The 11,934-nt window shown below is 68.4% G+C and carries 11 protein-coding genes; 9 read left to right on the top strand and 2 right to left on the bottom strand.

The features are described from left to right. Nucleotides 1-91 precede the first annotated feature (91 nt). Nucleotides 92-1,198 carry a BMP family ABC transporter substrate-binding protein gene (locus tag P2P98_RS06695; protein WP_275798368.1) on the bottom strand — a complete coding sequence of 369 codons (1,107 nt, stop codon included), beginning with the start codon at nucleotides 1,196-1,198 and terminating at the stop codon, nucleotides 92-94. 197 nt (nucleotides 1,199-1,395) lie between these two features. After that, complete coding sequence (locus P2P98_RS06700; protein ID WP_275798369.1) at nucleotides 1,396-2,511, bottom strand: mannose-1-phosphate guanylyltransferase; 1,116 nt, start codon at nucleotides 2,509-2,511, stop codon at nucleotides 1,396-1,398. A 221-nt stretch (nucleotides 2,512-2,732) separates the two neighbouring features. On the opposite strand from P2P98_RS06700, the gene sdhC reads away from it, so the two are divergent. The 9 genes from sdhC to ribD form a co-directional block, all read left to right on the top strand. After that, entirely contained in the window at nucleotides 2,733-3,167 is a 435-nt protein-coding gene (gene sdhC, locus P2P98_RS06705; protein ID WP_013583715.1) for a succinate dehydrogenase, cytochrome b556 subunit, read from the top strand. Continuing rightward, nucleotides 3,167-3,625, top strand: a complete 459-nt coding sequence (locus P2P98_RS06710) for a succinate dehydrogenase hydrophobic membrane anchor subunit (RefSeq protein WP_275798372.1) — start codon at nucleotides 3,167-3,169, stop codon at nucleotides 3,623-3,625. The genes sdhC and P2P98_RS06710 overlap by 1 nt, the downstream gene beginning before the upstream one ends. 46 nt (nucleotides 3,626-3,671) lie before the next feature. Beyond that, nucleotides 3,672-5,501: a succinate dehydrogenase flavoprotein subunit gene (gene sdhA / locus P2P98_RS06715; protein ID WP_275798374.1), complete on the top strand. Its 1,830-nt coding sequence runs from the start codon at nucleotides 3,672-3,674 to the stop codon at nucleotides 5,499-5,501. Between the two features lies 1 nt (nucleotide 5,502). Next, the gene (locus tag P2P98_RS06720) at nucleotides 5,503-6,309 is read left to right on the top strand and encodes a succinate dehydrogenase iron-sulfur subunit (protein ID WP_275798376.1); all 807 of its coding nucleotides are present in this window, start codon (nucleotides 5,503-5,505) and stop codon (nucleotides 6,307-6,309) included. A 94-nt stretch (nucleotides 6,310-6,403) separates the two neighbouring features. Continuing rightward, a complete protein-coding gene (locus P2P98_RS06725; RefSeq protein ID WP_275798378.1) occupies nucleotides 6,404-7,603 on the top strand; it encodes a YihY/virulence factor BrkB family protein in 1,200 nt (399 codons plus the stop codon). 37 nt (nucleotides 7,604-7,640) lie between these two features. Next, entirely contained in the window at nucleotides 7,641-8,489 is an 849-nt protein-coding gene (locus tag P2P98_RS06730; RefSeq protein WP_275798380.1) for an exodeoxyribonuclease III, read from the top strand. Nucleotides 8,490-8,650: 161 nt separating this feature from the next. Then, the gene (gene trpS / locus P2P98_RS06735; RefSeq protein ID WP_275798382.1) at nucleotides 8,651-9,655 is read left to right on the top strand and encodes a tryptophan--tRNA ligase; all 1,005 of its coding nucleotides are present in this window, start codon (nucleotides 8,651-8,653) and stop codon (nucleotides 9,653-9,655) included. A 180-nt stretch (nucleotides 9,656-9,835) separates the two neighbouring features. Next, nucleotides 9,836-10,699: a DNA-formamidopyrimidine glycosylase family protein gene (locus P2P98_RS06740; protein ID WP_275798384.1), complete on the top strand. Its 864-nt coding sequence runs from the start codon at nucleotides 9,836-9,838 to the stop codon at nucleotides 10,697-10,699. Between the two features lie 287 nt (nucleotides 10,700-10,986). Next, on the top strand, nucleotides 10,987-11,934 hold a 948-nt coding region (gene ribD / locus P2P98_RS06745), incomplete at its 3' end, for a bifunctional diaminohydroxyphosphoribosylaminopyrimidine deaminase/5-amino-6-(5-phosphoribosylamino)uracil reductase RibD (RefSeq protein WP_275798386.1).

An 11,934-nucleotide genomic window follows, 5' to 3' on the forward strand; every position in this document is an offset into this window, starting at 1 on the left:
GATCGGAGTCTGGCGAAGCGGGCGGGATCCGCCCGCTTCATGAGGAGGGGAGGCCGGCAAGACGCCGACCTCCCCCGGTGAGTGGGTTCTCTCAGCCGGCCAGGTACGACTCGACCTTGATCTTGCCGCTGATGATGTCGGCCTTGAGGGCGTCGACCTTCGCCGTCAGGTCGGACGACACGCGGTCGGACCAGTCGTGGTAGGGCGCCAGGCCCACGCCGTCGTTCTCGAGCGTGCCGATGAACGGCGCGGTGTCGAAGTTGCCCTCACCCGCGGCGACGATGGCGTCCTTGGTACCGACATCGATTCCCTTGAGGATCGAGGTCAGCAGGATCTTCTGGACGTTCGGGTCGGTGTCGGTCTCGTACACATCGGCGTCCACACCGACCATGGCGATCTCGCGACCGGCGTCCTGGATGGCGACGGCGGCGGACTGGTAGATCGGGCCACCGACGGGCAGGAGCACGTCGACGTTCTGGTCGATCAGGGCCTGCGCGGTCTGGCGCGCGGTGTCGTTGGCCTCGAAGCCACCGGTGAACGAGCCGTCCTTCGCGGCGCGGTCCCAACCCACGACGCGCACCGAGGTGCCGTTGTCGGCGTTGTACTTCTCGACGCCCTGCGCGAAGCCGTCCATGAAGATGGTCACGGTCGGGATGTTCATGCCGCCGAAGGTGCCGACGACGCCGGTCTTCGAGGTGCCCGCGGCCAGGTAGCCGGCGAGGTACGCCGCCTGAGACGTGTCGAAGATGATCGGCTTGATGTTGGGCGCGTCGGTCTTGCCGTCGAAGTCCTGGTCGACGGTGTCGTCGATCGAGACGTACTGCAGCTCCGGGTTGGCCTTCGCGGACTCGAGAGCGGCCGGAGCCAGCAGGAAGCCGACGGTGATGATCGTGTTGCACCCCTGGTCGACCAGGTTCTGCAGGTTCGACGCGAAGTCGGTCTCGGACTGCGACTGCACCTCGATGGGCTTCTTCGAGCCGAGCTCGGAGGCGGCGGCGTCGAGGCCCTCCTTGCCGAGCTGGTTGAACGACTTGTCGTCGAATCCACCCGAGTCGGACACCATGCAGGGCAGGTAGTCACTGGCACCGGCGGCCGCGGACGAACCGTTGCTCTCGGGTGCAGCGCCGCAGCCGGCGAGCAGCACCGCGGTGCCGATCATGGCGAGACCGCTGAAAACGGCCTTCTTCGTGGTCTTCACGAATGGTCCTCCAAGACGAGGGCCCCCAACGGGTTCGGGGGACGATCCCGTCACGTTACCCACTGTGACGATCCGCTTGTGCACCGGGAGGCCCCGCGCGCGGCAATGGTTACAAAGACGCAATCTCGCGTGATCCCTCCGCCACAGGACACCGCGTAGCGAGGAACCGGATGCCAGACATCCTGGCATCCGGTGTCTTACAGGACGTCGCCGCGACCGGTGAGCTTGAGCGCGTCGACGACACCCTTGACGCGCTGGGCGTTCTCGGCCGTCGTCACCAGGAGGGCGTCCGGGGTGTCGACCACCACGATGTCGCGTACTCCGATGAGGCTAATGACGCGCTTGGTCTGGGTGACCACGATGCCGCTGGAGGCGTCGGCCAGCACGCGCGCGTCTTCACCGAGGATCGCCAGCTCGTTGCGTCCGTGCGAGTTGAGCTTCGACAGGCTCGCGAAGTCACCCACGTCGTCCCAGTCGAAGTGACCGGGGATGACCGCGAGGCGCCCCTTCTCGGCCGCGGGCTCGGCGACGGAGTAGTCGATGGCGATCTTCTTCAGACTCGGCCAGAGGCGATCGACCGCCGGGCCGCGACGATCGCGATCGTCCCAGGCCTCGGCCAGCTCGAGCAGCGCGGCGTGAAGTTCGGGCTCGTTGACGGCGAGCTCGGCGAGCAGCACGTCCGCGCGCGTGATGAACATGCCCGCGTTCCAGAGGTAGGCGCGGTCTTCGAAGTACTGCTTGGCCGTGTCGAGGTCGGGCTTCTCGACGAAGCGCTCCACCATGTACGCCTCGGGGGCGCCGTCCACGATCAGTTCGCCGGCCTGCTTGATGTAGCCGAAGCCCACCGAGGGCTCGCTGGGCTGGATGCCGATCGTGCAGATGTATCCCTCGCGCGCGACGGCGACGGCCTGACGCACGGCGAACTCGAACTGGCGCGTCTGACGGATCACGTGGTCGGCCGCGAACGAGCCGATGATGACGTCGGGCTCGCGGCGCACGAGGATCGCGGCGGCGAGACCGATGGCCGCGGACGAGTCCCGGGGCTCGGACTCGAGGAAGACGTTGTGATCGGGGACGCCCGGGAGCTCGCGCTCGACGGCGGCGCGGTGCGCCCGGCCGGTGACCACGGCGATGCGCCCCTCCCCCGACAGCGGCGCGAGGCGATCCCAGGTGTCGCGGAGCAGCGTCTGCCCCGACCCGGTCAGGTCGTGGAGGAACTTGGGGGCGTCGGCGCGCGAGAGCGGCCAGAGCCTGCTCCCGATCCCTCCGGCGGGGATCACGGCGTAGAAGTCGTCGATAGCGGGGTCTGCCATGGCACCGACCCTAGTGGCATCGTGTTTCCCTCCCTTGTCGGGCGGTGTGCGGACACGTGACGCGCACCACGAAGCGGGGCCGAAAGTATCTCGATGTCGAGAGACTGTTAGGCCGCCCTAATCCCCTCGATTCATAGCTCGGACGTAGTATTTCCTGGCGCCCGTGTGACGCTTGGGGCCTCTGCCGGCTCCCCCACCGTGTTCGATCAGGGAGGACGACCGTGTCAGCACCAGCACGTGCCACGCCGTCGGTGAAAGAGACCACCTCGAAGAGACCGCGCGGCACTCTGTACCGCGGTCGCGAGGGCATGTGGTCATGGGTCCTGCATCGCATCACGGGTGTGGCGATCTTCTTCTTCCTCCTCGTGCACATCCTCGACACGGCACTCATCCGCGTGTCCCCCGAGGCGTACGACGCGGTGATCGGCACCTACAAGAACCCGATCATGGGCCTCGGCGAGGTCGCCCTCGTCGGCGCGATCGCGTACCACGCCTTCAACGGTCTGCGCATCATCCTCGTCGACTTCTGGCCGTGGGCCACGCGTCACCAGCGTCAGCTCTGGTGGGGTGTCCTGGGCCTCTGGGTCGTCACGATGCTCGGCTTCACCCCGCGCCACCTCATCAACGTCTTCAGCGCCGTCACCGGGAGCCACTGATGTCCGTCGCCCAGGAAGCCAGCACGATCCCCGCCCCGCGCACGCCCAGCGTGCGCAAGAAGGGCTCCAACCTCGAGAAGTGGGGATGGATCTACATGCGCGCCTCCGGCGTGCTGTTGATCGTCCTCATCTTCGGCCACCTGTTCGTCAACCTGATGACGAACGAGGGCATCCACCAGATCGACTTCGCGTTCGTCGCCGGCAAGCTCGCCTCGCCCTTCTGGCAGTGGTGGGACGTGCTCATGCTGTGGCTCGCCCTCATCCACGGCGCGAACGGCATGCGCACGATCGTGAACGACTACGTGACGAACGCCACGGTCCGCAAGGTCCTCGTGTGGTCGCTGTGGCTGTCCGCCGGATTCCTCATCCTGCTCGGCACGCTCGTCGTCTTCACCTTCGACCCCTGCCTCGGTGTCACCGAGAGCAGCTCCCTGTGGGACGTGTGCCAAGCGGCGTGAGCCCGTGGCATCCCTTCTTTCCCCTGACAGCAGAGGTATCGCACACGTGAGCACTCAGACTTCTTCGGACTCCGTCGTCAAGGACGGCGTCCACTACCACCAGTTCGACGTCGTCATCGTCGGCGCGGGCGGCGCGGGTATGCGCGCGGCCATCGAGGCCGGTCCCGGCGCGAAGACCGCCGTCATCTCGAAGCTCTACCCGACCCGCTCGCACACCGGTGCTGCGCAGGGCGGTATGGCGGCGGCCCTGGCCAACGTCGAAGAGGACTCGTGGGAGTGGCACACCTTCGACACCATCAAGGGCGGCGACTACCTCGTCGATCAGGATGCCGCGGAGATCCTCGCCAAAGAGGCCATCGACGCCGTCATCGACCTCGAGAACATGGGCCTGCCGTTCAACCGCACGCCCGAGGGCAAGATCGACCAGCGTCGCTTCGGTGGGCACACCGCCGACCACGGCAAGACGCCCGTGCGCCGCGCGTGCTACGCCGCCGACCGCACGGGCCACATGATCCTGCAGACGCTGTTCCAGAACTGCGTGAAGCTCGGCATCAACTTCTTCAACGAGTTCTACGTGCTCGACCTCATCACGGTGAAGGATGCCGCGGGTGGGACCCAGGTCGCCGGCGTCGTCGCGTACGACCTCGCCACGGGCGAGCTGCACGTCTTCCAGTCGAAGGCCGTGATCTTCGCCACCGGCGGCTTCGGCAAGATCTTCAAGACCACCTCGAACGCCCACACCCTCACCGGTGACGGCGTCGGCATCGTGTGGCGCAAGGGCCTGCCGCTGGAGGACATGGAGTTCTTCCAGTTCCACCCGACCGGCCTCGCCGGGCTCGGCATCCTTCTCACCGAAGGCGCGCGAGGCGAGGGAGCGATCCTGCGCAACGCCAGCGGTGAGCGCTTCATGGAGCGCTACGCCCCCACGATCAAAGACCTCGCGCCCCGCGACATCGTCGCGCGGTGCATGGTGCAGGAAGTCGCCGAGGGGCGCGGCGCCGGCCCCCACCGCGACTACGTGCTGCTGGACTGCACGCACCTGGGTGCCGAGGTGCTCGAGACCAAGCTCCCCGACATCACCGAGTTCGCCCGCACCTACCTCGGTGTCGACCCGGTCGTCGAGCCGGTGCCGGTCATGCCGACCGCGCACTACGCGATGGGCGGCATCCCGACCAACATCAAGGCCGAGGTGCTCGCCGACAACGACACCGTCGTGCCGGGCCTCTACGCCGCCGGTGAGTGCGCGTGCGTGTCGGTGCACGGCTCGAACCGCCTCGGCACCAACTCGCTGCTCGACATCAACGTCTTCGGCAAGCGCGCCGGCCGCAACGCGGTCGAGTACGTCAAGACCGCCGACTTCGTGCCCCTGCCCGAAGACCCGGCCGCCGAGGTGCGCGGGATGATCGAGGGCCTGCGCAACAACAGCGGCACCGAGCGCATCGCCGTGCTCCGCAAGACGCTGCAGGACGAGATGGACAAGGGCGCGCAGGTCTTCCGCACGCACGAGTCGCTCGCCCACGTCATGGATGTGATCGCGGACCTGCGCGAGCGCTACAAGAACATCCATGTCGACGACAAGGGCAAGCGCTTCAACACCGACCTGCTCGAAGCCGTCGAGCTGGGCTTCCTGCTCGATCTCGCCGAGGTCGTCGTGTACTCGGCGCAGAACCGCGAAGAGAGCCGTGGCGGTCACATGCGCGACGACTTCCCCACGCGCGACGACGAGAAGTACATGCAGCACACCATGGCGTACCTGTCGGGCGACCCCCACTCGTCGCACCCCGCCGATCACATCGAGCTCGGCTGGAAGCCCGTGGTGTTCACCAAGAACGAGGCTGGGGAGCTGCGCTACCCGCCGCTGGAGAGGAAGTACTGAGATGGCATCCACCGCCCTTCGACAGGCTCAGGGACCGGAGACCTCAGCGGACACCTCGGACGAGGTCGAGCAGACTCCTGAGGACACCGGCATCCAGTCGTTCCTCGTCACCTTCAACATCCGTCGTTTCGACCCCGAGGTCGACGACGAGCCCCGCTGGGTCGACTACGACGTCGAGCTGTACTCGACCGACCGAGTGCTCGACGCCCTCCACAAGATCAAGTGGGAGGTCGACGGTTCGCTGTCGTTCCGCCGCTCGTGCGCGCACGGCATCTGCGGTTCGGATGCCATGCGCATCAACGGTCGCAACCGCCTGGCGTGCAAGACGCTGATCAAGGATCTCGACATCTCGCAGCCGATCTACGTCGAGGCGATCAAGGGCCTGCCGCTCGAGAAGGACCTCATCGTCGACATGGAGCCGTTCTTCGCTTCCTACCGCGAGGTGCAGCCCTTCCTCATCTCGAACTCGAAGCCCGAGCCCGGCAAGGAGCGCATCCAGTCGATCGTCGACCGCGAGGTCTTCGACGACACGACCAAGTGCATCCTCTGCGCCGCGTGCACCTCGTCGTGCCCCGTGTTCTGGACCGACGGGCAGTACTTCGGCCCCGCGGCGATCGTGAACGCGCACCGCTTCATCTTCGACTCGCGCGACGACGCGGGCGACGTGCGCCTCGACATCCTCAACGACAAAGAGGGCGTGTGGCGCTGCCGCACCACCTTCAACTGCACCGAGGCGTGCCCCCGCGGCATCGAGGTCACCAAGGCCATCGCCGAGGTCAAGCAGGCCGTCCTTCGCGGCGGTCGCTGATCCCTCCCTCTTCGAACGGCGGGTGCGCTCCGGCGCCCCGCCGTTCGGCGTCTGCGGGCCCGACCCCGCGGCATCCATTCATTAGGCTCGACGCGTGACCGACAGCCGCCACGACCCGCGCCCGCTCCCCGCGGCCGGCGAAGAGGAGCGCACGCTGCGCGACCGCTTCGACGCGGCTCAGCTGGCGGTGCGGGAGCGCCTCGACGAACCGCTCGCACGGGCGGCCAAGGTCGTGCAGTGGTTCCCGATCCGGGTCTGGCGGCACTTCCTCCAGCACAACGGTTTCCTGCTCGCCGCGGGGATGAGCTACCAGGGGCTGTTCGCCGTCTTCTCCGCGCTGTACCTGTCGTTCGCGGCGGTGGGGATCTGGCTGGGCGGAAGCAAGGCTGCGATCGACGGGCTCATCGGCATCATCAACAGCTACATCCCGGGGCTCATCAGCAAGAACGGCCTGGTGCAGCCCGACAAGGTCGAGGCCGTCGCGCAGGAGAGCGGGAAGCTGCTCGGCATCACGGGTGCCGTCGCAGCGATCGTCGTCATCTGGACGGCGATCGGGTTCGTGACCTTCACCCGCCGCGCGGTACGCGACACGTTCGGCCTCCCCTTCGACATGCGCAACTACGCGCTGTTGAAGGCCCGTGACTTCGTCGCATCGCTGTTGTTCGGGCTCGCGCTCCTGGTCGGCGCCCTGCTCGGCTCCATCACCACCGGCGCCGTCGACCTCGTGTTCGGCATCCTCGGGTGGGATCGCGAGACACCCGGGTGGACGATCGGTGCGCGGGCCATCTCGACCCTGGTGGCGTTCGGGGTGAACACCGTGGCGCTCGCCGCGCTCTTCCGCTTCCTGACCGGGACGAGCCTGAGCTGGCGGCGGGCCTGGCCGGGCGCACTCGTGGGCGCCGGCGGAATGGTCGTCCTGCAGATCGGTGCGGGATTCCTCCTCGTGTACACCCCGACGAACCCCCTCCTCGGAACGTTCGCCGCCCTCATCGGTTTCCTCCTCTGGTTCCGCCTCATCGGAATCGTCATCCTCGTGTCGGCCGCCTGGATCGCCGTCGCGGCGGGCGACCGTGACGTGCCCCTGCGTTCGCCGGAGGACAGGCTCGCGATGGAGCAGGCGGCTCTCGTCATCGCCGCGCAGGTGGGGGTGCGCGAGGCCGAGCGAGCGGCCGCGACCGCCCGCTGGCCGTGGCGCTGGCGCGCACGCCGACGGGTCGCCGCGGCCCGGAGGAATCTCGCTCAGGCGCAGGCCGCCGTTCCCGCTCCCCGCCGCACGTCGCTCCTCCCCGACTGACCGGGCCGATGTCGGAAGCCCCCGTTAGGCTCGTGGGGTGGCTCGTTCCGTACGCATCGTCTCGATCAACGTCAATGGCATCCGTGCCGCCGTCCGTAAGGGCATGACCGAATGGCTCGAAGCCTCGGGCGCCGACATCGTCGCCCTGCAAGAGGTGCGCGCCACCGCCGACCAGCTCTCGGAGGCCCTCCCCGGGTGGGAGATCGTCAACGACGAGGCGCTGCAGAAGGGCCGCGCGGGCGTCGCGATCATCAGCCGGCTCCCCGGCGTCGACACCCGCACGCACCTCGGCCCCGAGCCTCTCGACGCGTCCGGCCGTTGGATCGAGACCGACTTCGACATCGACGGCGAGACCATCACGATCGTCAGCGCCTACGTGCACAGCGGTGAGGTCGACACCCCCAAACAAGACGCGAAGTGGTTGTTCCTGGATGCCATGGAGCAGCGTCTCCAGACCCTCAAGGCCGAGCGCGAGCTCGCTCTCGTCACGGGCGACCTGAACGTGGGGCACCGCGAGCTCGACATCAAGAATTGGCGCGGCAACCGTAAGAACGCGGGCTTCCTCCCGCGCGAACGTGCGTACTTCGACCGCTTCTTCGGGCCCGCCGGCGAGAAGGTCGAGGGAGTCGACGGCTCCGTCGGTACCGGCCTCGGCTGGATCGACGTCGGGCGTCGACAGATGGGCGAGGTCGAGGGACCGTACACGTTCTGGTCGATGCGCGGGAAGGCGTTCGACACCGACAGCGGATGGCGCATCGACTACCACGTCGCCACGCCCGCGCTGGCGGAGCGGGTGACCGCGTACCGCGTGGATCGAGCGCCCTCTTACGACACGCGCTGGAGCGACCACGCCCCGGTGATCGTGGACTACGCGCTCGGGCGCTGAGGGCGGGTCCGCGGCCAGGCCGCGGGAGCGGGGTGCGGCACCCTGTGCTGGTGTCCGCGTCCAGGGCACGGGGGCGGAGTCCCGCGCGCGGTGCTGCGGCCCTCGCCACGATGCTCACCGCAGGGTCCGGGCGCGGCGTGCCCGACGCCTAGGATCGAGGGGTGACTCAGCAGCGCCTCTACTCCGGAATGCAGCCCTCCGCCGACAGCCTTCAGATCGGCAACTACATCGGTGCGCTGCTGCAGTGGCGTCAGCTTCAGGACGAGTACGACGCCTTCTTCTCGGTCGTCGACCTGCACGCCCTCACGCAGCCGGGCGACCCCGCCGAGCGTCGCGAAAAGACCCGTCGCACGGCCGCTCAGTACATCGCCGCGGGCATCGAGCCGTCGCGCTCGACGCTCTACGTCCAGTCGCACGTCCCCGCGCACGCGGAGCTGCAGTGGGTGCTCTCGACCATGACCGGGTTCGGCGAGGCCGGGCGCATGACGCAGTTCAAGGACAAGTCGGCACGCTACGGAGCGGATGCCACCAACGTCGGCCTCTTCACGTACCCGGTCCTCATGGCCGCCGACATCCTGCTGTACCAGACCGACGTCGTGCCGGTCGGCGACGACCAGAAGCAGCACATCGAACTCACCCGCGACCTCGCCGAACGTTTCAACAAGAGCTTCGGCGAGACCTTCACGATGCCGAAGCCGATGATCCAGCGCGAAACGGCCCGCATCTACGACCTGCAGAACCCCACCTCCAAGATGTCGAAGTCGGCCGAGTCCGACGCCGGCGTGCTGTGGATGCTCGACGAGCCGAAGGTCAGCGCGAAGAAGATCATGCGGGCGGTCACCGACTCGGAGGGGTCCGTGCGCTTCGACCGCGACGAGAAGCCGGGTGTCTCCAACCTCCTCGTGATCTACTCCGCCCTCACCGGCCGCGACATCACCGCGATCGAGGACGAGTACGCGGGCCGTGGTTACGGCGACTTCAAGAAGGGTCTCGCCGAGGTCGTGGTGAACGAGTTCGAGCCGGTGCGCGAGCGTGCGCTCGAGCTCCTCGCCGACCCCGCCGAGCTCGACCGCGTGCTCGCGACGAACGCCGAGCGGGCGGCATCCGTCGCCGAGAAGACCCTCGCCGACGTCTACGACCGCATCGGGCTCCTGCGCCGAGGCTGAACGAGAGGTCTGCCGCGCAGCGGATTCGGAAACGGGCAGCAGATCCGGATGCCAGGGCTCACCGTCGTCCGAATCCGCGACGCATCTCCGAATCCAGCGCCCCCTGCCTCGACGAACCGAGACGCAGCGCACCGACGCAAGGGTCGTGACGATGTCGGAGACCCATGGCAGCATGGGCGCATGCCGGAGATGCCTGAGGTCGAGGGGCTCGTGGGGTTCCTGCGCGGCCGTGTCACGGGGCTGCACGTGTCGAAGGCAACCGTGTCGGCGATCAATGCGCTGAAGACCTACGACCCGCCTTTGACGGCTCTGGTGGGCTCGGCCGTCACCGCCGTCGACCGGCACGGCAAGTTCGTCGACGTTTCGACCGACGCGGGAGTGCACCTGGTCTTCCACCTCGCGAAGGCGGGGTGGCTGCGCTGGTACAACGCGTTGCCGTCCACGATCATCAAGCCCGGGAAGACCCCGATCGCCCTGCGCGTCGGCTTCGACGACGGCTCGGGCTTCGACCTCACCGAGGCCGGCACGAAGAAGTCGCTCGCCGTCTATGCGGTGCGCACCCCCGACGAGGTGCCCGGCATCGCGCGGCTCGGTCCCGACCCGCTGAGCGACGGCTTCGACCGCGCCGCGTTCGGCGCGCTGCTCACCGGACGCCGCACGCAGATCAAGGGCGTGCTGCGCGATCAGTCGATCATCGCCGGGGTCGGCAACGCGTACTCCGACGAGATCCTGCACGCTGCGAAGATGTCTCCATACGCCCTCGCCGCGACGCTCACCGACGACGAGGTCGACCGGCTCTTCCGCGCGATGGTCGAGACGCTCACCGAGGCGATCGACGAAGCGCGCGGCAAACCGCCGGCGGAGCTGAAGGATGCGAAGAGGCGCGGCATGCGCGTGCACGGACGACGTGGTGAGGCGTGTCCCGTCTGCGGCGACGAGGTGCGCAGCGTGTTCTTCGCCGACAACTCGCTCGAGTACTGCCCGACGTGCCAGACCGGCGGCAAGCTGCTGGCCGACCGGCGGCTGTCGCGGCTTCTGAAATAGCGCGCGGCCGGCGCCTTCGTGTCAATCCATGTCGGGGAATGAAACCGGCCACACTACGTTGACTACACTTCGAAGTGCAAACAACGTGCTCCGGGGTCGGTGAGAATCCGAACCGGCGGTGACAGTCCGCGAACCCCTCCGCCTGTGCGGTGGGGCCGATCCGGTGGAATTCCGGGACCGACGGTGATGCGACGGGAAACCGACGCTAGTCCGGATAGGAGGCAGCACGGACGGCGCATCGCGCCTTCCCGCTGGCCCTGCCCCGACGCCGCGGGAAGGACAGGGAAATGGCATCCGCCGTCGAGATCGACGCCATGCGGCGAGCGCTGGAGCTCGCCCGGCGCGGCCCGCGCGGGCTCAACCCGCAGGTCGGCGCGGTCATCCTCTCCCCGACCGGCGAGATCCTCGCCGAGGGGTACCACCGCGGCGCAGGGACTTCGCACGCCGAGGTCGACGCCCTCTCGCAGCTCCCGCCCGGCGCGGCCCGCGGCACGACGGCGGTCGTGACCCTCGAGCCCTGCAACCACACCGGGCGCACCGGCCCGTGCGCCGTCGCGCTCATCGAAGCCGGCGTCGACCGTGTGGTCTTCGCTCTCGATGACCCCACCGCGGCGGCCTCCGGTGGAGCCGACCGGCTGCGCGCCGCCGGTGTCGACGTCGAACGCGGCGTCGAGAAGGACGCCGCGGAGCAACTGATTCACGACTGGGTCGCCCTGCAGCGCACCGGTCGCCCGCACGTCACCGTCAAGTGGGCGCAGAGCCTCGATGGCCGTGCCGCCGCCGACGACGGGACGAGCCAGTGGATCACCGGTCCGGACGCACGTCGCGACGTGCACTCCCGCCGGGCGGGCGCGGATGCGATCGTGGCCGGCACCGGAACCGTGCGCGCCGACGACCCGGCTCTGACCGCGCGGGATGAAGACGGTAAGCCGCTCGCGGCCCAGCCCGTGCCTGTCATCATCGGCGAGAGCGAGACGGCTCCGGATGCCGCCGTCCGTCGGCATCCGCGAGAGCCCCTGTTCTTCGCGACGCACGACCTGCAGACCGTCCTCGCCGAGCTCGCCGGCCAGGGCATCCAGCGCGTCTTCGTCGAGGGCGGGCCGACGCTCGCGAGCGCCTTCATCCGCGACGGCCTCGCCGACGAGCTGCTGGTCTACGTCGCGCCCGTGCTGCTCGGCGGCTCGCGCCTCGCCCTGGGCGACGTGGGTGTCCCCACCATCGACGCCGCCCGGCGC

Source organism: Microbacterium sp. Kw_RZR3 (genome assembly GCF_029222405.1).
Classification (GTDB): Bacteria; Actinomycetota; Actinomycetes; order Actinomycetales; family Microbacteriaceae; genus Microbacterium.

Coding starts and splice junctions, on each gene's coding strand:
- P2P98_RS06700 (WP_275798369.1), bottom strand. CDS start 2,511: ATGGCAGACCCCGCTATCGACGACTTCTACGCCGTGATCCCCGCCGGA.
- P2P98_RS06710 (WP_275798372.1), top strand. CDS start 3,167: ATGTCCGTCGCCCAGGAAGCCAGCACGATCCCCGCCCCGCGCACGCCC.
- P2P98_RS06720 (WP_275798376.1), top strand. CDS start 5,503: ATGGCATCCACCGCCCTTCGACAGGCTCAGGGACCGGAGACCTCAGCG.
- P2P98_RS06740 (WP_275798384.1), top strand. CDS start 9,836: ATGCCGGAGATGCCTGAGGTCGAGGGGCTCGTGGGGTTCCTGCGCGGC.